The sequence below is a fragment of the Cylindrospermopsis curvispora GIHE-G1 genome (genome assembly GCF_014489415.1).
GTDB classification, from domain to species: Bacteria; Cyanobacteriota; Cyanobacteriia; order Cyanobacteriales; family Nostocaceae; genus Raphidiopsis; species Raphidiopsis curvispora_A.
The window spans coordinates 59,157-82,168 of the sequence record NZ_CP060822.1 but is presented as its reverse complement, the minus strand read 5'-3'; the positions used below and the strand labels follow the sequence as shown (position 1 = coordinate 82,168).

Here is a 23,012-nt window from a genome sequence, read left to right as displayed (position 1 = left end):
AAATAATTATAGTGCAAAGACCTCATGTTTTGACCTAGGGTAGTTTTTGCATACCGTAATTTTTTATGGTTTAATGAACTGGTAGTAATTGTAAACCCATACCCAGAAATCTTATGGAAGTTGTACCTAATCAATCATCAACTGAATTTTTAACCCCCGATGAATCCGCTCAGGTTGATGCAGCTCTGTTATCATCTTCTGAGAAGTTTTTAACCAGACTGACCATTTCTTCCTTGAGGATTTTACAACATATTGCCCAGGAATATGAGCTACCAATTGAGCAATTGACAGCTAAGCAAATTATTAATTGGTTTGAATCAGATGGAAAGATTAGAAGAGAAAAGGGCGTTGAGGAGGCGTTTTTGAAATGGTAGATAGTTAGCAATCATGAACTAATAAATCCTCCGGGTGGCTAGGGCCATACTACCAATTATATATGACTAAAAGACGAGTTTTTATTCATGAAAGTTTTGCTATCTTTAGATTGTAGAAACCTAGGTAAAAGTCAGGTTTGCATAGACGTTATGGTTCCCTTCCATTTCTCTAAAGGTGTGTAAGTAGGAAGGCACAATTATTTGTAGGATGACGTTCATCTTATATTTAATTCCACCTACCCACTTACAGTTATAACTTCTAAGGTACAAAAACCTATGAAACTAACTAGCAGTTCTTTCATTGACCATGGTTTAATTCCCATGAGGTATACCTGTGATGGTGAAAATATTTCTCCTCCCTTAGTCTGGGATGAGGTTCCTCCAGAAACGGTGAGTTTATCGTTAATTATGGATGACCCAGATGCACCAGGAAAAACCTTTGTTCATTGGGTTGTTTATGATATTCCCCCAACAATTAACCAATTGTCAGAAAATATAATCACCAGTCAGCATATCCCCGGTGGTGGTATACAGGGTAAAAATGATTTTAATATCTTGGGTTATGGCGGTCCTTGTCCACCAAGTGGGATCCACCGTTATTTTTTTCATCTTTACGCATTAGATAAACAGCTAAATTTCTCATCTGGTGTAACTAAAAATGACATTATGGTAGCTATGAAAAATCATGTTTTGGCTAAGGCACAACTCATGGGCAAATATCAGCGCCAAAGGTAAGGTTTCTCATTTTCTATTAACTACTTTACCCAAAACATACATCTTAAGATTTAACACTTTTTGGTATTTGTTAATTATACTAGATTTAAAAAGCTTATACAGATTAATTAATAACATATTGGGTTTAAGTTCTTAGTATAACCGCAATATTTTCTAGCTGTTAATCCTGATCAAAGGATGTTTTTCAGAATCTGTAGGTAGGAACTGGAGTTCAGTCTTTTTGTTGACTAGTATACAGGAAAGTTACCGATAGCAAGTGGAGTATGAAGGAGGGTTTCCAACGGTTATTGCTCATCTTATCCTCAAAATATAGCTTTAGTGGGAACGCTATAGACAGGGTTGATGGCTAAAAATGATAGTTGGGTAAGCGTTCTGGCTCACTTCCTTACAGGTGGCTACAGCTATACAAATACACCAAATCTTGATGAATAAAATACCAAAAAGTTATGCAATACAAACAAACATCTTTTTTAGTAGCAACGCTAATATTAAGCGTAGTTTCAACTATTAGTCCTGTGATGACAGCTAAGTCTCAAGCAGCAGAGGTATTACTAGTACAAGCTGATAATCGTAAACTACGAGAATTGTTAGAGCGGGGACGAAGATTGGTAGATTCAGGAGATTACAGCGATGCTATTGCTGTTTATCAGGATGCAGCCAAGTTGGCGCCTCAAAATGCCAAAATTTATTCTGGTATTGGTTATTTATATGCTCAACAAGGCAATTTTTCACAGTCATTATCTGCTTACCGCCAAGCCATTTCTATCAATCCTAACAACAGTGACTTTTACTACGCTATTGGTTACATTAAAGGGAATCTGGGAGACGTATTAGGTGCCAAAGAGGCTTACCGTCGTGCCATCCAGATTAATCGCAATAATTTCAATGCCTATTTAGGATTGGGTGCAAGTCAAACCCGGTTGGGAGATTATGATGCTGCACAATGGGCTTTTGAACAGGCAACTAAAATAGATAGAAATAACCCACGGGTGTATGAGTTAATAGGTGCTATGTTTAAAAAGCGCAGACAAATGCAAGAGGCTGGTAATGCTTTAAGACAAGCCCTAAGACTATATCGTACTGGTAGGGACACGGACGGGATGATTAGGGTAGAAGAGATGTTAAAAGAAATGGGTGGTTGACGCTCCCATTGCTAAGGGAAAGGTGAATTGATTTCACGGTTTCTAACCTTCATCGTAAGGTTCCAAATCCAATAGATAAACGTATGGTTCCACCAACTCTGGACGCTGAAAGGCGATCGCTCGCAGTAAATGCCAATCATTTAAACCATCAAAAGCATTGCTATAATTATCTAGTTCTAGACGAGCGGCCAAATCTTTGACATCTGTTGGTGTCATGGCGGCGATTTCTTTCTTAGAAATGCTTGTAGTTGTCATAATGCTTGCCCCTCTGTTTTACAGCACTAGCGTTCAGCCAGGAGTGGAGTTGTGTGATAGCTGTAACAATCTCCGCGCCTGAAGGTGCGGAGATTATTAAGACATCGCTGTCTTAATATCCTGATCACTCAATAAATTCCACTCAATACAATATATCTTACTCCAGTTCTAAGCAAGATATTTGTAAATATTTATCTAAATTCTAAATTAGAAAAACTGATGGTTTTTATGTTATAATGAGAGTTATATTATTTTTACTGCTTGTGTTTTTCTCACGGGATGTAGCGCAGCTTGGTAGCGCACTTCGTTCGGGACGAAGGGGCCGCTGGTTCGAATCCAGTCATCCCGATTGTAAACCTAACTTGCCAAATTATCCGTCTGTGTTGGCAAATTATGCTAAATTGCGCCTGTTAAAACTGTAAAACTTTTATTACGTAATCTAACGTATATTTAAGTAAAATTTAATACTGATTAGGTGTGATGTAACATAGACTCTACTGACTGCGGGTAGTTCACAGCTTATAGTTTTCACTTTAATATAGAATTAAAGGAGATATTTTTTTGATGAAGATTTGACAAATTTCATAAAAACAGGAAACTTCAGCTGTTAGGTTATTAGTGGTTGATGATCTTGCTGTTGACTGGATATGTGAATTAGATAAAAAACATGATCTCTAATTATTTGTCAATTGCCAGATCTTTGATTAGCGAACTTATTTCAAACCCGACAATTGTTTATCAGAAATATATGAGAATTGTTCATCAAATTGTTCATCAAATTCATAAGATTCTTAGTAGTTTATTTTCTCAAAAGTCCTCTTTGGTCAAATCTGGAAACCTAGGTTTTCAGATGTTACTGGTCACAATTTGTGGATTGATAATAATTTCTAGCACCACAGCATCTGGATTTGAATATACAACGTCCTGGGTAGGTAATACTATAGGTAAGGGAAAACTGAGGGTACAAAATAATATAGAAGCTATGTATGTGACAGCCAATGGGCTGATTTACACAAATAGTATTTGGGATGAAAATGGAGGAGAAGCAGGAATATATGAAAATGGTAAACCCATTGCTTTTTTAGAAGATTTACATGGTTGGTATCGTCTTGGTGGTCGAGCAGTAACTGCAAATAATCAATATATTTATGTAGCCATGAGTCAAGGATCACTTCAAGGTGAAAAAGGAGGTGACAAAGATAGTTATCCACCCCGAGATAAAACTTGGTATTGTGTCAGACGTTATAATTTACAAGGAAAACCTATTGCTTTTACCCAGGGTAAGGGTTGGGATAAAAGTATGTTGGTTATTAGTGACCAAACGGAAGTAACTGGGTTGGCCACCCTTGGTGATAAATTGTTTGTCAGTCATGGGGGTAGTAATATGGTGAGAATTTTCCATAGGGAAACTATGGAAGAAATTGGCAGATTCCCCGTAGAAAATCCTGGAGGAATAGCTATTGATCACCAGAATAATTTATGGATTATCCAAAATAAAAAAGGGAACAAATCTGGAAAAGTATTGCATTACAGTCCCTCTGGGAAAAAATTGCCACAAGAAATTATGGATATGCAAGATCCAACGGCGATCACCATGGATCCAAAAAATAGATTATTAGTTGCAGAAAATAGTGAACGCCAGCAGATACTAATTTATGAAATAAACAATCAACCTTTACAGGTAGGAAATTTTGGAGATAAAAAAGGTATTTATAGTGGTGTACCGGGAGCGGTTGGAGATTTAAAACTCTATGGTATCACTGCCATTGGTACAGATGGAGCAGGCAATGTATATATTAATAGTAATGGCTTCAATAGATCGGGAACAGATCTGAGGAAATTTTCTCCTTCAGGAAAATTACAATGGCAATTACTGGGTTTAATATTTGTGGATAATGGGGATACGGATCCTCAAAGTGATGGGACAGTCATCTTCACCAAACATGAAAAATACCTAGTAGATTATAGTAAACCCATTGGTAAACAATGGACTTACCAGGCCTATACTTTAAACCCTTTTAAATATCCTCAAGACCCTCGTTTACACACTGCTCCTGATGGTCCAATTTTCCGTCGTATTCAAGGCAAACCATTTTTATTTCTGACGGATATGTTTGGGCGTTTACTACAAATTTATCGATTCCAACCACAAACCGACGGAGAAATTGCAGTTCCTGCGGGAATGTTTGTGGGGACTAATGATAAAGGTAAAGCCATTAATGGTAATTGGCCACCTCTTCAACCCAGTAAGGGCGAATGGATTTGGCGTGATAAAAATGGTAATGGTGCATTCGAGCAAAATGAGTATGAAAGCAGCGAAGATTATTTATATATAGGTGGTTGGTGGGTAGATACTAAGGGGGACGTATGGAAAACCCTACGGACTGAGGATGGTATTCGTCACTATCCTCTACAGGGATTGGATAGTCGGGGGAATCCAATTTATAGCTATGGTTCTATGAAAAGAGAAAGAACTCCTAGTATGTTTCGAGATTTGCGCAGGATTGAATATTTCCCAGACACAGATACTATGTATTTGTCTGGTTTTACGGTTGATCATCCTTCCGTTGGTGATGATACCGGGGTTGTGGGATCGGAAATTATCCGCTTTGATCGCTGGAGTCAAGGAAATCGCACTCCCAGATGGCGAGCAGTAATTCCCTATGACAATACGGGTCAACGAGCAGTATCTACTGCTGCTATGAGCGTAGCAGGCGATTATGTATTTGCTGTTACAGTTAAAACTGCGGAGGTTTATGTCTATAGAAACGATACGGGAAAATTTGTGCGCAAATTTGGTCCAGGTCCAGAAGTCGGTCAGGAAAGTGGTTGGGTGGATATTCCCCATGGTATCCGAGCTTTTCGTCGTCGCAATGGTGAATATTTATTGTTTGTAGAGGAGAATAGAAATGGCAAGGTGATTATTTATCGGTTCCGTTTTTAAAAACAATCACCATCTTCATATTCACATTCTGAATTTACACAATCAACAAATATCGGGTGTCTACATTTATTATCATAGTGAATAAGTTGTCAGCTAAATTATGGCTTTAGCTATAACGCCTATGGCTATGGGATTGATGTTCATTAACAAGTTCATCCATAATTAATAAATGACGGTTTTATGAGTAGTTTTATGAGGAATATGCAAAAAACAACTTTGACCAAATTACAAAGATTAATTCCCATTCATTTTTTAAGTACCATTCAGTATATCCATGCCTGTTTACTTTCGCACTGGATTTTACGATGGGGAAGTCGACCAATAGCATTGACCACAGCACCAGTTATGGTTTTCTCTCCTCATCAGGATGATGAGACTTTTGGCTGCGGGGGAATGATTGCTCGCAAACGACAACAGGCAATTAGGGTGGGAGTGGTGTTTCTTACCGATGGAAGAGGTTCCCATGGACTAGAACCTAATATCCAAAATCAGGTTATGCAAATTCGTCAGCAGGAGTCCCTACAAGCATTAGAGATTTTGGGAGTTCCCCAGACAGAAATTAAGTTTTTAAATAGGGAGGATGGCAGTTTATTAGATTTGAATATTTCTCAAAAAAGACAACTGATCTCAGAAATAGTTACTTTGTTAAGAGATTATCAACCAGGTGAGGTTTATGTGCCTCATTTTAAAGATTGTCACAGGGATCACGAGGCTACATATTCTCTAGTGAAACAGGCGATCGCCGAAAGTGGAATCAGCGTAGAACTTTTCCAGTACCCTATTTGGATCTTTTGGAGAGCACCATTATTTATTCTGTTAAAATTACGGGATATTGCCCCAGCTTATAGATTATCAGTTGCACAAGTTCAATCTCAAAAAAAACAAGCGATCGCCGCCTATTCTTCTCAAATATCCACTCTTCCTCGGGGCTTTATTAAGAGATTTTTACAAGCGGAAGAAATCTTCTTTAAAACGAAATATTAATTCTAGAGAAAATCAGTTTAAAAAAATACTGAGGAGTAAAAATAAATGCGAATTTTACACTTAACTAACCATATTCAAAATGTTGGTAACGGTATTGTCAATGTGGCAGTAGATTTGGCTTGTTTACAAGCCGCAGACGGTTTAGAAGTGGCAATTGCTTCCCTGGGAGGAGAATACGAAATACTCTTAGAAAAGTATGGTATTTCTCACTTTGAATTAGACCAGTCCCGGAGAGTAACCAAGTTAATTAAGGCAGTTTATTCCTACCGGGACATAATTAAAAAATTTCAACCTGATATAGTTCATTGCCACATGATGACAGGAGTTTTACTGGCAGGAATTTTTAGAAATAATCATGAATATGGTTTAGTTGCTACAGTGCATAATGAATTCCAACGCAGTGCAATATTAATGGGATTAGCAGATCGGGTAATTGCAGTCAGTCATGCGGTGGCTAATTCGATGATCCGTCGTGGAATCCCATCCCGAAAATTGCGGGTAGTTGCTAATGGCACTTTGGGGAGTCCGAGACACAAAAAAATTCAAGAATATCAACCTATGAAATTACATCATCCAGCTATTACTACAGTAGCAGGAATGTACACGCGCAAAGGCATTAGTGAATTAATTCAAGCCTTTCAAATCATTGCCCAGGATTTTACTCAAGCTCATCTCTATATTGTGGGTGAAGGTCCCGATCGGACTATGTTTGAAGCCATGGTACAAAAGTGTGGGGAACTTAAACATCGTATTCATTTTGAAGGATTTCAACCGGAACCACAAAGATATATGTTATCAACAGATATCTTTGTTTTGGCTTCCCATTGTGAGTCATTTGGCTTGGTTCTCACGGAAGCTAGAGAAGCTGGTTGTGCTATTGTTGCTACTGATGTAGATGGCATTCCAGAAACTTTAGATTATGGTCAAGCAGGTATTTTAGTTCCTCCTCAAGATAGTCAAAGTTTGGCTTATGCTTTAATCCAACTTTTGAGGGATCGCCATAAGCTACAAGCTTGGAAATTACGTGGTCAACAAAATCTTCAAAGATTTAGCACCACACGTGTGAGTGAGGAAACTTTGAGCATATACCGCGAATTAAGCAACAAATATAACGTCTTCTCCTCCATTGACACCAGGCAATTGGTAACGGGTAAGTAGCTATATTTCGAGCATAATTTAAAAGTCTAGACTAAGCCATATTGTTATCTCTCAATCGTCTATATAAACTATATATCAACTAATTTCTTCTGCGTCAAATGCATGGCAATTCCTTTTTCGTAATAGGCAGCTTCATTAATAAAAACTGGATAAACTGTAGACTCTCCTTGATAGAAAACCTCTTGATTATCAAAGGTCAGAAAAATTGGTTCACCGAAATTTAGTGGTTGATAATCTTTATATTCAAGTTGGGGGTGAATCATCCCTTGGAGCTGACCTAATTCATTTCTGGGATAGTCAATCGTACCTATAAATTCATAAACTTTTAGTTTCTTCTCATTCGACTTCTGATTAATGCAAATTTTGCCTTGATTATAGTTTTCAAAAAAATCTAATATTGCATAAACGATTTTTGCTGTTTGTTGAAATAGTTGGGCATTTAAAACTCCTTGAGGGACAGGACCTACTTCTAAAGTGAAACCTAGTTCACTTAAAGAACGCAAAAAACCACCACTGGGTGTTTCTGGGTGAAAACATACTTTAATTAAGGGACTTATACTGGTTAAGTGAGCTATTAAAGTGAGCAATATGGGGTGCATACTATTAATGATCATACATAATCCCATATTGGCAGTGGTTGTATGTATGTCAATTATAGCATCTAATTTTTGGGGATGGTGTGGTTGCAGAAGTTGCCAAATTTCCTTAGCTCTTGATTCCTCATATATAGAAGTATTGGCATTGAATAATATGTCTTTGGTAAAACAACGATTCAAATCTTTATCAACATATCTTCTCCCAGCATTAATAGCTGGGGTGTTACCAAGTAAACAGATGGTTTCAAAAGTTTCTCTCTCAATTAAATTTCCATACTTTTCAAACGTTTTGACCAAATAAACTCCAATCAGTTCATTACCGTGAATTCCTCCTGCAATTATTACTCGACTGATTTCACCATTAACTACCTTGTATGCCAACATTTTGATGCCTTACTCTGATGTTTTTATTAGTGTAGCATCTTTGGTAGTTTGTTTTATTAATAATGGTGTTTATAATATTTATGGGCAGCCATAGATACAGCTAAGAACCCCCACATAATCATACCCGCAACACCTAGCATCCCGCTATAAATAATTAACTGGGCACATGAACTTATACCAATAGCACGAGCTGCACCCGTAAAAACATCCCGTTTGGCTTCAGTACAGTTAATCACAGCAACCAGCATCAGGACTAATCCGCTAGTATAGGGTATGGCACCAAACCAACCCAGGGTAAAAAACATATCTAAAATGCCACTGTCAATTACAACAACTTCAATCTGTCCTGTCTTTTCATTTACCTTCCAAATATTTCCTACTCCATTACCCAGAGGGGTAGAAAGTGCTAAGTTTAGATTCCTATCATAAGTTTTAGATCTGTCCTGAAAACTACTATCCTCTTCTAACTTGGAAAAACTTTCAAGCCGTGTGGTCACAACTTCAGAAATAGGTTTTATGGTGACTAAGGGTATAATACTAAGAACCATTATTAAAATGATTACTGCTAGGCGCATTTGAACTTTTGCTTTTACAGAACCTAGCATGATGAGAATTCCCAATAACCAACATCCCCAACTAGTGCGAACTTGTGACAGTAAAAATGACAAATACCCTACCACTGAAGCAGGAAAAATTAAAGGTCCATAACTGGTAAATAGCAATAGTAATCCTGTTTGCATAACCGCACCGAAAGTACCTGGTGAGTGCAGGATACTCCAAACTCTCATGCCAAATGGTTTGGGAGATCCAGCACTGGTAAACATTTTTGACTCTACTAACCAAAATCTGTCCCACTCAGGAGCAAATATAAATTGATATATCCCATAGGCTCCTATTAGTAAAACAGCCCAAATAAACACCCGTTGGATATTTTGGCGATAGCTGGGATAATCTCGCCAATTGATAAATAAATGAAAGCCAAAGATAATAGGTGTAAACCAGTCTAAAAAGCCTCGAATGACTGATATTGGTTGATTGTAAAGCAGTCCAACTAACAATCCATAAATAACAGCGATTAAGGCTAAGATAAACGGTAATCCCCCTTCTTTGAGAGCGCGAGGTAAGTTTTTAATTATCGAAGCAGTAGTTATCAGTACTACTAAATAAGGTGCTACTAAAATTTGACGGGTGGGATCCCAACCCACTCGATAATCTATTAATCTTGCTAATAATGGGGTAATAAACCATATCCACCAGGTAAAACCAAGATAGAGAATGGGATGACGCAAATATAAAAATATTCCCACTAGAAGGGCGCTAACAGGAAAAATAATTCTTAGTAAGTTGGCAGCACCGACAAAATAACAGGTACTTATAAATAGAATAAAGGAAAAAATGATTACCCAACTTTGGGCTGATCTATCTTCCGGGGAATAGGAGGATTGTAAAAAGCTATTGAAAAGCAGTTGTTTGGAAGTCACTTTTTTTAGGAGTTGGAAATTATCAATTGATTGGTTTTATTGGTTTGCCATGCTTGCCAACGCCCACGCAAAGAAGCGTGCAATTTTTTGTTGACAATTCTCCCTTGACTAGGTAAAAATCTTAACCATTGCACTATGCCTAAAGCATCTCTTGTTCCTATGAATATTGCCCATAATAAAAAAACGATTTGTCTTAAAGGTGGCAAGTATTCTAGTAAAACTAGGGTTTCATTATGAACTAGGTTGGTTAGGGCAATTTCATTGAAATTTTCCCTCTGATCTTCATCAAAACGTGTAGCTGGGTAGTGATCTACTGCTATATGGGGATCATAAATTATTTTCCATCCCGCACGCTTAATAGCTAGGGTAAATGCCATTTCAAAATGTACTTGAGCTCCTGTACCGCGCATCCTTTCATCAAAAGTTAGTTTCCCTATGGACTGGGTGCGAAAACTCATGTTTACACCTTTGAGAACATCTACTTCGCGAGCTTTTCCTGTTCCTAGATGATGATTACCAATAACCCTTCCAAACCACTGTACACGTCCCACAACCGCACGGGAATCTCCCTCCACCTTATCTCCCCTATGTACCCAGTCTCTTCCACCTACTGCACCAATATCAGCATCTTTGGTGAAATGGGCAGTGATTTTTTCCAACCAGTCAGGATGGGGTGCAGCATCATCATCGGTGATGGATAGGACATCACCATTGACAACTTTTAATCCAGTGTTCAGAGCTTGTACTACTCCTGGTTTGGTAACTGTAACTATTTGCAATGGTAGGTTATCAGAAGATAGTTCACTTGGTAATTGATTTAAAAATTCCCAGGTCTGTGTATCCACATCCCTAACCACTATAATTATTTGATTAGCTGGTCTAGTTTGGGCTTGCAGTGCGACAAGGCACCGCCATAGATCGTGAGGACGACGATAAGTAGGGATAAGAACCGTATTGCGCATTTTGGATTACTTCAGTAAATAAATCTAAATAGTTTTGTGCCATGATCTTCCAGCTATATTGCTCAGCAATAGCGCGAGCAGCCTTGCCCATTTTTTGACGTAACTGGTAATCGCTTTTTAGTAATTCTAAAGACTGAGCTAGGCTATTTATATCATTGCAGTCAGCTAATACAATTCCACAAGCAGGGGTAACTAGATCTGCTGCACCTGTGCTTTTGGACGTAATTACTGGTAAACCGGAAGCCATTGCCTCAATTACTACTAGTCCAAAAGGTTCATAACGGGAAGGGAATACAAAAAAATCTGCCGCTTTTTGTAGAAGTGGCATATCTCGACGATAACCTAAAAAATGTACTCGTTGACCTAATTGTAATTTTTCTACCATTTTGGGATAGGGACTATTTTTAGTTTCTCCCACCACGGCTAAATGTAAATCGGGAACTTTTACTAAGGCCTGAAGTACTGTATCTAAATTTTTGCGGGAAATACGAATATCTCCTGCAAACATTGCTAAAGTAACGTTTTTTGGCAAACCTAATTCCTCCCTTTCTATGGTTCCCGGTGTGAATTCTTCTAGATCTACTCCATTGGCAATCACGCGAATTTTTCTGGGATCTACACCAATATTTATTAGTTCCTCCGCCACTTTTGTGGAAACCGCTACCACAACTTTACTTTTGCGGAATGCCTGTTTTTCCCAATAGGAATTGATCCCGGTATATAGCCACTGATATAAACCATATAGGTCTCGATGCTCTTGAGAAATATGTACAGGCGATCGCCACCAAGAGTTATGAACAAAATGCACAGCATTTACGTCACTATTAACTCCAGTAATTGCACCATTAACTTTGACGATGTCAAGTTCTCCTCGATGATCTCGTAACCAGCTGCCACTTTTTTCGGCAAAGACCAAATTACGAATGAATTCAGTGGGATATTTATGGACAATGATTGGAACCCAATCAACGGAAATACTGTCTGCTAATTCAGGGGCGACTTCACTGGCCAATAATGTTAATTGATGACCACGACGTAACAATTCCATCGCTATTTCATAATTAACTCTACCCTGGCCATCACCTTTTCTAATCTTGTGGGTGACAATACAGATTTTCACTTCTCACCTCAAACTTCTAGTTGTTCTAGTCCTAAAAACTTCTGCTATTTTTTTACCATTATCTGTTATAAAACTAACAAAAAATCATCTCCCAAAATTTGTTTATTTACTCTATGCTATGATTATATAAAAAATCTGGCTAAGATCAAGATTAATATCTAATCTTCATGAAGTACTGCTCAAAAATTTATTAATTAATTTTGGATGGAAGAAACTAATTAATAAAGCAATAATAGTCCGGAAATTCAATCTTCCTTGCCGTAAAACTTGCCAAAAATAAGAACGTGCCGCAGATGGTTGATTTTCTCTTATCAGTCCAATGCCTAAGGTTGTGTGCGCTTCTAACCATAATTTTTTAAAGTGATTATAGAAAGACTGTAGATGGGGGTCATTCATAAATATTTTATAACAGAAAATTTCACTTTCAGCCTTGCTGATTTTTGCTTTTACATTGCGTCTACCACTGAGCATAGTTTCTGTTTGTTCATGTTCACGATAATAAGTTAGTTTTTCTGGGACATAGTAAGCACCATAGCCAGATACAGAGGATAAATATGTCAAATATAAGTCCCACATTCCTGCTACCTGTAGGGGAATAGCATCCCAATTAATCAAACCATTACGAATTACACAAGCAGCGGCGGTGGGGATGCTTTTATCAACCAATCCCATTTTTAAAAAATTTCTATGTATTCCCAGGGATATTTGATCTCGTTTATAAGCACGAGAACTTTTCTGGGTGGCATCAAGATTGATTTGACCATTAGCATCTATAATATATTGGTCACAAAAAGCAAGAATCAAATCCGAATTGTTCTCCAAATGTGGTATGAGTGTGGCAAGAAAATCAGGATGCCATAGGTCATCATCATGGAGAGTAGCGACATATTTACCCCGTGCCATTTTGAGAGCATGAATCTGATTTTTGAGCATCCCTACATTTTGTGGGTGTTGCCAAAATCTGATCCGTGGATCACAAAAATCAGCTACTAAATTTGCTGGACTTTCTGGACTACAATTATCCGAAACAATAATTTCAATATTCTGATAGGTTTGAAGAACAGCACTGAAAATTGCTTGTTTGAGATATTGAGGACGATTATAAGTAGGGATAATCACACTAACTAAGGGTGGTAGTAAGTCAGAAGTTATAGACATGTTGTTAACTCACTATGGTTGGTTTGACTTGACTTTTGATAAATGGTGTTTAGGAAACGTAAAGCTGTGGGAGCAGGACTATAATTTTTCATAGCCCATTTTCTACCCTCTGTAGCAATTGCTGGTAAAATTTCTGGTTGATCCGCTATTCTTTCAATTGAGGCTTTAACATTATCTAAATCCACACCAATATAATGTGCCCAATTTTCTGGCATAACAGGTAAACAAACACCATATTTTTCAAAATCCAGATGAAAAGTAACACATCCAGCTGCTAAAGATTCCCACAATCGCCAACTGTCCCACTGTACTATCTGATGGGATTTTAACTGTAAATGATTGAGCATTTGCTTACCTATACGATTCAGTAAACTGGCTGGGTCATCAGGCCAGCTAGGCACAAAAAAACCTCCAAAACAAGCACAAGCAATGGAGTTTTTTAGACGCTGGTAAAAGCTGGGATAATGTCTCTTACCGGTTTGTAACCACTGCAATTGATGATATGGGTCTGATGTTAGATTGTGGGGACTATCAATAGTGTGGTCTATGGAGAAAATTTTACTGATTTGGGGTATAAACATCCGAGAACTAATATTTCTCACAGGATGGCCTTTTTTCCAGTGGCGAAAATTAACCAAAATTTGTTTTTGACGATCATCAAAATCTGGCACTGTGTTCAGTTCTCGCAAAATTCGACTGCTTAAACCAAAAGCCCAAGGGTAAAAATTATTCCTAGATTTACTATTTCCATATTGTAACTTACGATTATAATGGGTTCGAAAAATAAAATCAAACTGGTTGAATTCAGGTCTAAACCTATAAGTTTTATCACTGTCTTCTCCATCTAAGTAAACCGTAAGATATCCACGATTCGGTTTAAATAGATTATCTACCCAGGCATAATTAACAGACAACCAAATATTAGTCAATATAACCAAGTCACAATCATCAAAGGTAATATTTGGGTCATAATTAAAAAGATATTTTTCCTCTTGAGATGATTCTAACCAATAATTTACATTAGCAAAAAATGAGATTCCTAGTTCCTGAAAACCTTCAGCTAAGCAAACCAGTAAATGTTGAAACTGATCACCAACATCATCCAACTCTCGAGGATCACATAAAAAATATACTTTACCATTAAACTTATGTTTCAACTGTGCAATTATTGTCATGTGTTTTGTATATTTGATAAAGAACTAGAAACTATCTGATATCATTTTGGGTCTGATAATATTGCCAAAATTTACCTTGTTGTTGAATCAGATCTTGGTATGAACCCTGTTCCATAATTTTTCCCTGTTCAATGACCACAACTTTATCAGCTTTAGCCACTGTAGAAAGACGATGGGCAATAACAATTACTGTTCGCCCAATAGTGAATTTATCTAACAACTCTTGAATTAGCTGCTCTGTAATTGCATCCAATGCACTAGTTGGCTCGTCTAAAATAAGGATTTCAGGATTTCTCACTAAAGCTCGAGCAATGGCAATTCTCTGTTGTTGTCCTCCAGATAATTGAATACCATCAGCACCAATTATAGTATCAAAACCTTCAGGTAATTTTTGAATAAATTCTAGAGCATTGGCTAACCGTGCAGCTTCAATAATTTCTTCCTCGGTGGCTAGGGGTGTACCATAGGCAATATTATGACGGATTGAAGTGTTAAAAATAAAACTTTTTTGACCAACTATAGCCATTTTCCAACGAAGAGAGTTGATTTCAAATTTTTGGAAATCTAACCCATCTAAGAGAATTCTCCCATTAGTTGGTTCGTGGAATCTAGCAAGTAAGTCAGCTAATGTGGTTTTGCCACCACCTGATGCACCAACTAGGGCAGTCATTTTACCTTTTTCTATTGTCAAGGTGATATCTTTGAGAACTAAATGATTGGGCTCATAACCAAAATTTACAGCCTGTATGTCTATAGCTTTTTGAATCCCACTAAATTCAAGATAGCCATTTTTAAAATAGGCTTTATTTTCAGATTTCAATAAATCTTTGATATTTTCTACCGCACCGGCTTGAGTATTTAAAAATGCTAAAACTCCGTTGACATCTTGAATCATTGGTACCAGACGAAACAGTACGAAAAAGAAAGTCAGGAGGTTAGAAATTGGCATTAAATCTACAACTACAGCCACGCAAATGATACCAACTAAAATCAGAGTTGATATACTATCCGCCAGGGGTTTAACTATCAGGGAAATCCAATAAACTCTACGCCAAGATTTAACAATGTTGGCGCTGGCTTCAAAGTATCTTTGCCGTTCAAACTGTTGTGTACAAAAAGCATGAACTACACGAATACCATCCAAAAACTCCAGCACTCTAGTGGTAAAAATATCATTGGCTTTAGTAATCTCAAAACTGCGTTCCCTAATATGTTTATTTAGTGTCGATAGTCCCACGGCTAAAAAGCTAAATAGGAAAATAGATAAGATGGAAAGATGCCAGGATAAAACAAATAGGGAAATTGAGTAGACTGCTAAAGTAAGACTTTTAGTCACTAAAAAAGCCAATCCTCCGAAAATCTGTCTAATTCTCTCCATTTCATTGGTGAGAGTATTAATCAATTCTCCAGAGCTTTTTTTAGAAAAGTAACCCAGAGTTTGTGTACTCAATTGCTCAAAGATGCGTTTTCGCAAGTTATCTACTAAATTAATCTCACTGAACTGAATACATAATTGTCCTACATAGTTAAATAATGCCCGTATACAGGTAGTAATTACAATGAGAGCGGATATGCGATATAATCTTTCTATTGCTGAGGTATTAACTCCTAAAATAAAAATATCAACCCAATCAATTCCCGTTTTTACAGGTGCAGCAGCAGGAGTGGTTAAACTCTGCAGAAATACTAACAAAAAACCTAAACCAAACCCCTCAAAACTAGCAGCAAGAGCTGAAAAAAATATGGCACCAATCGCCATCAAGCGAAAATGCTGAAACTCTTTGAGAATTAATTTATGGTTTTGCCAAAAACTTGCACTTTGCAAGATTTCGAGAGGGAGACTAGCAAGTTTAAGGTACATGAGAATAATCAATAATAACTGGTAATAGGATTAATCACGATCCAGGGATTACATGGGAGCGCGACGGATAAAACGACCAATAGCAGAACCCAAGAGAATTTCTAGGTTCTGCTGAATTAATTTGGCATTGGAATAAAGTTTAATAGGTGTATGACTGTGTTTCCAATACAACTTATCTGTGATGCTGGGAGCACTACCTAATAAAGCACTAAGCATTAACTTTTTGCGCCAAGGTTTGACATTTGGTACTGTCGCATGAGACATAATAGTACCACCAGGAATAAAATCCATACCGTCGGGTCCAACAGTACTTAAAGGATAATTATTTAGCATTAAAGCTAGATTTAAATATGTTTGATCTCCATACAGATAGGGAGGAAAATTAAAAGTACGACTCCCGTATAGATCCGTTAGGTCGCTGTAACCCAATTTCTCACCTATTTCTTGCAAATTTTGCCAAGTAGTCAGAACTGATTGATATTGCTTGGGTAGACCAATAAACCCACTATTATAGTGATAATCTAATTGGCGTTCACAAATAAAACCATTACTTTCGGCAAATTCTTTCCATGCTAGTCTTCGGGGATGATTAGCAGGAACCAAATACCAGGAGTCACCACAAATGGCAATCCCCCGACTAACCCAGTTTTCATAAAAGTTCCATTTACACTTATTGACTATATCAGGATCAAAGTAAAATAATGCCTCCATATCAGGACAGTATTTTTGCCATAGTAGAGACATAAAATCGGGTTTGTAAAAACCTAGATGTTTATTAGTTTTTACCTCTATAAATCTGATGGCACAATCTGGAGACACAGTAAACTCTTCATAACCTGCTCCTGTTTTTAAATACTTCGCCCAACTTGGTAATTTACCACGATAGCCAGCCCAGCATATTCCTTTAAAACCATGATGGTGTAATGAGTTGATTAACGCGCCTACACCATAGTGATAGTCTTTTTCAAATACGGTACAAATAGCGGTTTTCATTTTTTGTTGCCGTTGTTAGCTGTTGTTAATTATGTGAACTTTCATGGGTTATTAGAAACCCTATCTCGGGGATAGGTTTGTCTAAAGCTTGGAGTGTTTGGAGTTAAATAAACTAGTTTCACCGCGCAAGATATTGAATAGCTCTGGCAATCTATGTAATCTTAACTTCGTCATCCCTAGGCTCGAGATCGGAAGATTTTGTTGAAGATTATGATCAAAATTTACCAAACGAAATAATTTGCCTTTTTTGCCAATACACCATTCATACTTAAAGATTGATCCTGGTGATTTCAATAACATTAATAAGACTATAAATCCTATTAAAGGACTAAATAAAGACAAGAAAAACAATGCCAAAAATATATTTATTGTTCTCTCTAATACCACCAGTATATCATCACCTATTGTAAGAGGTTGATTTTTATTAACAGGACGTATAAATATTGGTTTATTAGCCTTCTCACAAGCATTAGCCCAAAATTTTAATGTGGAAGTTCCCAGTTTGGAATCTATAGTTACTAAATTAACTGTGGAATGTTTTAGACAGTTAATCAATTGTTGTTCATTGTTTAGGGAAGGTAAATGTATTTGTGAGGAATTTCGGGAGAATGTAACTAATAACTGATCCCTACGCCATTTCAGAGAGTAAGATGGAAAGGCAAAATTTTCAGATAGGTCAGATACCACACCAGATTGCTGTAAACTAGGAAAAATGGAAGTCGTCATGGTCGTGTTTTTCCTTATCTCTATATTTTCTATAATAGAATAAGATGGTCAGCTGATTTTTGAACTCAAGAATTCTTTATTGATTCTTGATTAACTCTTGATTAATTCCTTAAATAATATAGAACAATAGAAAATTCCCCGTTTCCCCAGAATAATTATTTTTCCACAAATTCTTTTAGAGCTAATGGTTGTGGTTTGATATATGGAACATAAGTGCTTTCGGAGTCAGATACCCCATTAGCTACAACGCCAATAAGATTTAATTTGCTCAACATAGATGTAGCCTGGGCTAAATGATTATGTGTCACTTTACCAATACTAGCAACCATAACTACACTTCGACAGGAAGAACCTGTAATTATTGCATCCACCATACCTAAAACTGAAGGTGCATCTATGAGCACTAAATCATAGTTTTCTTCAAAGATAGTAATTATTTCTCTCATACGTGGAGAACTCAAAAGATGTGCTGGGTCTGCAGGTATGGGACCAGCAGTTAAAATATCAATGTAAGCTGAACCTGAGTAGGAAATTCCTATTTGATCGGGTATGTTTGCATCATTAGCTAGCAGGGTTGATAGACCCTGTTCATTAGGTAGATTTAACTGCTTATGTAAATTTGGATCTCGTAAATTGGCATCAATTAGGAGCACTCTTTTATGTAGACGTGCTGCACTCATGGCTAGACCTAACGTTAAAGATGACTTACTGCTATCTGGTAATGCTGAAGTTACCATTAAGGATTTTAAATCGGACTTGCTGTGGAGCAATTCGATATTTTTATAAATCAAATCTAGGGACTCCCACCCAGGAGAAGACTGTAAAACCTGAATTGTCCAGGGAGCTAAAACATCGGGTTTACCAAAAGGCAATTTAATGACGGATTCCTTACCTTTTGCTAATGGTAATTTTGGTGTTGTTCCCAATAAAGGTAATGCTAATTGTTTTTGCAATTGAGCGGTAGTATGCACTGCATCATCCGATGACTCACGGATAAAAGCAGCAACTCCACCTAAGATAAGTCCTACAATTGCACCCATTAATAAATTTTGTGAAAGATTGGGTCCTAATTTAATGCCCATTTTTGGTTCTTCCACTACTTGCCAATTAAATCCACCTTTAGACAATTCCTGACGCAATTGCTGTTCTGCTCTTAGTAATTGCTCCATTCTTTCCCGACTAAATTTTAGTTGGGGAATGATCCGATTGTAGTAAGATAATAAGGAAGGAAAACGTTTTAACTGCAATTGAAGTTGACTTTCTTTCTGAGCCAAGGTCTGATCTCTAGCGCTCAGTGCCACGATATTAGTTTGAGTTGTTACCAGTTCACTAGTTAAGTTCAGATCAATTTGTCCTAGTTGTCCTTGTTCTAGCAAATTTTCTCCGAAATTTAAGGAATTATTATTCTCACCTAGAGTTCTGCTTACCTCTTTTTGTAAAAGTTCTTTTTGGTCTTGCAGTTGTTGATTTAGTTTTTGTACATTAGGAGTATCATCGGTAAAACGCAATCGCTCTTGAGCTAAAGCTAACTCTGTTTTCTGAATTTCATTGAGCAAACCTTGGTAGCGTGTAGATTGACTCAAACGAGAAGAAACTAAAGCATTTTGTGGTGAGCGATTCAGTTGTTGTTGCAAGGATTTTTGCTTAGCTATGGCTTCTTGGTATAGAGAATGAGTGGTTTGTCTTTCCTTGCGAATACTATTTAAGGTCTCTTCAATTGCTTTTGCTTCTAACTCCGGATCAATCAAATTCTGATTGCGGCGAAATCGTTGTAAATTAGCCTCTGACGCGTTCACTTCGTCAGTTGCTTTATTTAGCTGTTCTCTAATAATTTGTAGGCCTTTTTGTAACCGAATATCCTGTTGATTTTTATTGTAATCAAGATACACTTGCTGAATAGCAGTCAGAACCTTTTGGGTTTTATATGGATCGTCACTGATATAATCAATTTGAAAAATTTTCGTGGCAATATTATCTTCTGAAGTCTTAATCTGAGTCGCAACTAAGGATTTTTTAAGTTCCTCTGTAGTCATATCCGGATATTCGGACTTAAGCTGGGTCACTGCTTTTTGTAAAAGTGCAGAACTCTTCATTAAATTTAACTGGGTTGCTGTGTCAATAACAATATTAGATTCAGTGAAATCTGTTCCTAATTTATCTTCCTTTTCCCTTCCTTGGTAGTTAGGTTCTATCAATAACTGGAGGGTACTTTGGAAAGTTGGTTGAGTTTTTGCAGTGATAATTCCAGCTACTGCTGTGGAAGTTAAAAATACTAATAGAACCCAGGGAAATCTTCTAATAAATACAGACAACATTTGACCATAGCTTGCCTCGGGATCTGTTGAAGTATTTAAAGGTGAATTTAAACTAGTTTGAAGCACTGTAATTATCCTTCTGTACAAGAGACTATAGACTAAGAATTCGGATCGTTGACGAAAGTAGTAAAATTTGGGGGTGCTATACCCCTTCATTCCATCAGTGATGTATACCGGAGTTTTTCATCACAATCTCCTCTATCCTTTGAAAAAACACCGATTCTGAGAAGTTGTTAACAGCGTGATTGCGAATGCTTTGATAATTCCAAGATATTTCCCTGGCCCGAAATAATCCTGTTTGTAGAGAGTCAGCTGATTGTCTGCTAAAAAACACTCCAGTTTTTCCGGGTATTTGAGTGTCTAAAACACCCCCTGCACCATAAGCAATCACTGGAGTTCCACTTGCATTCGCTTCTACCGGCACTAATCCATAATCTTCTAATGCAGCAACAATAATGGATTTAGCTCTAGAAAATAGGTCTTTACGCTTACCGTCGCTCACATGACCTAAAAATTGAATATTACCTAGCGCTTTGGATTTTAACCTTTGTAGTTCTGGTCCGTCACCTGAGATTAATAAAGGCCAACCTAACCAGTTAAAAGCCTCGACTATGATATCAAAACGTTTATAACTTATCATCCTAGCAGATGCCAAGTAGTAGTCATCTTTTATTTCAGAAAAAACAAAATTATTGGTATCAATTGGATAATTGACTACCATTGCTTCCTTGCCATATATTTGTTGTATACGTTTGGCAACAACGCTGGAATTGGCAATGTATAAATCTGGTTCCTGGGAGTATTTCAGATCCACATTTCTCATCATAGCAAATATTTTTTCTATTACTGGAGCAAAGTAACGATAATCTCCATACTCCCGTAAATAAGTTTGTGTATCCCATAAAAATCTAGTTACATTGTGACAGAAGCAAATGTGTTGAGCTTCCTTTTTTTTACGAACCGCTTTGGCAAAGCTCGTACTGCTACTAATAATTAAATCATAGTCTTGTAAATCCAGGGAACGGAAAGCTGGAAAGTATAACGGGGCTATAAGTCGAAAATATTTCTTAGCCCCAGGAATGCTTTGTAAAAAAGTAGTTTTAACTATCCGATCGCCTAAGTCAATAGTTTTTTGGGCATCATATACAGATGTAAAAATATCCGCTTCGGGGTAGTATTTGCAAAGCAATTCAAATACTCGCTCTGCTCCACCGCGCTGGGTTAAATAGTCATGGACTAGAGCAATTTTCATTGTTTGAATAGGGGGGAGGGGGAATAGGGAGTATTGGGTCTCCCTATGACTGCTGGAAACTCTATCTAGCGATCGCTAAAGTTTTAACTGGGGAAAAATAGGCTGTTTGTTCAGCACGCAATCTATCACAAAGTCTACCTGCAGGCAATTCCACATCGTTATAAGTGAGGACTTGATCTCGAGGAATATCTCGTATTAAACGACATCCTTGTGCTAGTCCCATGGGTAGTAAATTTTCCTGTTGCACAATGGAGGAATTTTCACATTGTCCATAGGTCATATAATAGCCAATACCATCAATTATTTCCCCTGCTTTTAAATCAATCTTGGCTGTGGCCACCACATCAACTATAGGACCTGCTATGGGGGTTAAAACTGCATCATGTAATAACACTGCACGAGCTACAGAAATAGGAACTTCAAAATGACATAAGTGATAGGGTGTATAGAAACTATAAAGAGGACCCTCGCCCAATTTATAGAGGTTCAAATAATGGCGTTGTTTGGGATCTTCGTGAGTAGCAAAAACAAATACTCCTGGACTGGGTTTTGCACCTACCACATAGTCCACAATTCCACCCAGTTCCCTAAGCTGATCCAGATCATACATGTTAGTCATTTCATCTACATGACCCATATATTCATATCCCAACATACCCCGCTTTGCTACCTTCATTCCCGTACCATTAGCTACAATTGCTTGCTCAAAGGAAATTTTTGTACCGTCAGCAAAACTTGTCACCATAGCTGGATTTTGTCCCCAACGTTGAGCAAAACCAGCTTGAGTGGTTGGATTACGGTAGGGATCTTGTAATCCTTTAATATTTCCGCATAATAGGGGGGTTAAACCAATGCTTTTAACAAAGCGATATAAGTTCATTTCTACCCCTGGTTGATCGCCATCGCAAGCTGTGAAAACCACTCCAGCTCTATCAGCATGAATTTTTAAAATCGGTCCCACTGTCCCATCTAGTTCCGCATTCATTAATATCACATGCTTTTGATGGGCGATCGCTCTAGTTACCAAATGAGCTGCATATTCTATGGTTCCAGTGACTTCAATAATTGCATCTATGCCGTCTGCTTCACATAGCAACATGGCATCTTCTGTGATTGCATATCCATTTTGGGCGATGGAATCTTCCAAAGCTCCTAAATTATCCACAGTTCGGAAATTTTCAATTCCTGCTTCCAAATATGCTCGTTCTGCTGTTTGAATATGACGGTTAGCAATAGCTACTAATTCCATTCCTGGAACAGAATTAATAATTTGATTAGCTATACCTCTCCCCATAAAACCAGCACCAATCATAGCAACTTTTACTGGTTTACCTAATTCAGCACGTGCTTGTAATGCTTGATCAACTATTATCATTTTCAACTCCAGGGAAACTCCC

At 37.5% G+C, this 23,012-nt stretch carries 19 protein-coding genes and 1 tRNA gene; 7 read left to right on the top strand and 13 right to left on the bottom strand.

Translation table 11 applies throughout. From position 1 onward, the window contains the following. The first annotated feature begins 113 nt into the window (after nucleotides 1-113). The 3 genes from IAR63_RS00350 (at nucleotide 114) to IAR63_RS00340 (ending at nucleotide 2,251) form a co-directional block, all read left to right on the top strand. Nucleotides 114-374 (top strand): hypothetical protein, encoded by a 261-nt coding sequence (locus IAR63_RS00350; RefSeq protein WP_187706197.1) that lies wholly within the window; start codon nucleotides 114-116, stop codon nucleotides 372-374. Between the two features lie 276 nt (nucleotides 375-650). Next, on the top strand, nucleotides 651-1,109 hold the full coding sequence (locus IAR63_RS00345; protein WP_187706196.1) for a YbhB/YbcL family Raf kinase inhibitor-like protein: 459 nt from the start codon (nucleotides 651-653) through the stop codon (nucleotides 1,107-1,109). 446 nt (nucleotides 1,110-1,555) lie between these two features. Beyond that, nucleotides 1,556-2,251: a tetratricopeptide repeat protein gene (locus IAR63_RS00340; RefSeq protein WP_187706195.1), complete on the top strand. Its 696-nt coding sequence runs from the start codon at nucleotides 1,556-1,558 to the stop codon at nucleotides 2,249-2,251. A gap of 42 nt (nucleotides 2,252-2,293) precedes the next feature. Here IAR63_RS00340 and isiD read toward each other — a convergent pair whose 3' ends face one another. Then, on the bottom strand, nucleotides 2,294-2,506 hold the full coding sequence (gene isiD, locus IAR63_RS00335) for a protein IsiD (protein ID WP_061545466.1): 213 nt from the start codon (nucleotides 2,504-2,506) through the stop codon (nucleotides 2,294-2,296). 275 nt (nucleotides 2,507-2,781) lie between these two features. Here isiD and IAR63_RS00330 point away from each other — a divergent pair. The 4 genes from IAR63_RS00330 (at nucleotide 2,782) to IAR63_RS00315 (ending at nucleotide 7,592) form a co-directional block, all read left to right on the top strand. Beyond that, nucleotides 2,782-2,855, top strand: a tRNA-Pro gene (locus IAR63_RS00330). 399 nt (nucleotides 2,856-3,254) lie between these two features. After that, entirely contained in the window at nucleotides 3,255-5,450 is a 2,196-nt protein-coding gene (locus IAR63_RS00325; protein WP_235678310.1) for an NHL repeat-containing protein, read from the top strand. 201 nt (nucleotides 5,451-5,651) lie between these two features. Further along, nucleotides 5,652-6,434 carry a PIG-L deacetylase family protein gene (locus IAR63_RS00320; protein ID WP_187706193.1) on the top strand — a complete coding sequence of 261 codons (783 nt, stop codon included), beginning with the start codon at nucleotides 5,652-5,654 and terminating at the stop codon, nucleotides 6,432-6,434. Nucleotides 6,435-6,479: 45 nt separating this feature from the next. Beyond that, complete coding sequence (locus tag IAR63_RS00315; RefSeq protein WP_187706192.1) at nucleotides 6,480-7,592, top strand: glycosyltransferase family 4 protein; 1,113 nt, start codon at nucleotides 6,480-6,482, stop codon at nucleotides 7,590-7,592. Between the two features lie 68 nt (nucleotides 7,593-7,660). Here the strand turns inward: IAR63_RS00315 and IAR63_RS00310 are convergent, their stop codons facing one another. The 12 genes from IAR63_RS00310 to IAR63_RS00255 form a co-directional block, all read right to left on the bottom strand. Continuing rightward, complete coding sequence (locus tag IAR63_RS00310; RefSeq protein ID WP_187706191.1) at nucleotides 7,661-8,572, bottom strand: aspartoacylase; 912 nt, start codon at nucleotides 8,570-8,572, stop codon at nucleotides 7,661-7,663. Between the two features lie 56 nt (nucleotides 8,573-8,628). Continuing rightward, complete coding sequence (locus IAR63_RS00305; protein WP_187706190.1) at nucleotides 8,629-10,053, bottom strand: O-antigen ligase family protein; 1,425 nt, start codon at nucleotides 10,051-10,053, stop codon at nucleotides 8,629-8,631. 5 nt (nucleotides 10,054-10,058) lie between these two features. Continuing rightward, nucleotides 10,059-11,015, bottom strand: a complete 957-nt coding sequence (locus IAR63_RS00300; RefSeq protein ID WP_187706189.1) for a glycosyltransferase family 2 protein — start codon at nucleotides 11,013-11,015, stop codon at nucleotides 10,059-10,061. After that, nucleotides 10,933-12,135: a glycosyltransferase family 4 protein gene (locus IAR63_RS00295; RefSeq protein WP_187706188.1), complete on the bottom strand. Its 1,203-nt coding sequence runs from the start codon at nucleotides 12,133-12,135 to the stop codon at nucleotides 10,933-10,935. Before IAR63_RS00295 ends, IAR63_RS00300 begins: the two co-directional genes overlap by 83 nt. Nucleotides 12,136-12,300: 165 nt before the next feature. Then, nucleotides 12,301-13,293 carry a glycosyltransferase family 2 protein gene (locus tag IAR63_RS00290; RefSeq protein WP_096545408.1) on the bottom strand — a complete coding sequence of 331 codons (993 nt, stop codon included), beginning with the start codon at nucleotides 13,291-13,293 and terminating at the stop codon, nucleotides 12,301-12,303. Then, a complete protein-coding gene (locus tag IAR63_RS00285; RefSeq protein WP_187706187.1) occupies nucleotides 13,284-14,468 on the bottom strand; it encodes a glycosyltransferase family 1 protein in 1,185 nt (394 codons plus the stop codon). The genes IAR63_RS00290 and IAR63_RS00285 overlap by 10 nt, the downstream gene beginning before the upstream one ends. Nucleotides 14,469-14,499: 31 nt before the next feature. Then, nucleotides 14,500-16,329, bottom strand: coding sequence for a heterocyst formation ABC transporter subunit HepA (hepA, locus tag IAR63_RS00280; RefSeq protein WP_187706186.1), 1,830 nt, complete (start codon nucleotides 16,327-16,329; stop codon nucleotides 14,500-14,502). A gap of 48 nt (nucleotides 16,330-16,377) precedes the next feature. After that, nucleotides 16,378-17,322 carry a hypothetical protein gene (locus tag IAR63_RS00275; RefSeq protein ID WP_057178824.1) on the bottom strand — a complete coding sequence of 315 codons (945 nt, stop codon included), beginning with the start codon at nucleotides 17,320-17,322 and terminating at the stop codon, nucleotides 16,378-16,380. Nucleotides 17,323-17,403: 81 nt separating this feature from the next. Next, complete coding sequence (gene hepC / locus IAR63_RS00270) at nucleotides 17,404-18,048, bottom strand: heterocyst development glycosyltransferase HepC (protein WP_057178823.1); 645 nt, start codon at nucleotides 18,046-18,048, stop codon at nucleotides 17,404-17,406. 155 nt (nucleotides 18,049-18,203) lie between these two features. After that, nucleotides 18,204-20,429, bottom strand: a complete 2,226-nt coding sequence (locus IAR63_RS00265; protein WP_187706185.1) for a GumC family protein — start codon at nucleotides 20,427-20,429, stop codon at nucleotides 18,204-18,206. A gap of 94 nt (nucleotides 20,430-20,523) precedes the next feature. Next, entirely contained in the window at nucleotides 20,524-21,615 is a 1,092-nt protein-coding gene (locus IAR63_RS00260) for a glycosyltransferase (protein ID WP_187706184.1), read from the bottom strand. Between the two features lie 61 nt (nucleotides 21,616-21,676). Continuing rightward, nucleotides 21,677-22,990: an NAD(P)H-dependent oxidoreductase gene (locus IAR63_RS00255; protein ID WP_187706183.1), complete on the bottom strand. Its 1,314-nt coding sequence runs from the start codon at nucleotides 22,988-22,990 to the stop codon at nucleotides 21,677-21,679. Between the last annotated feature and the right edge of the window lie 22 nt (nucleotides 22,991-23,012).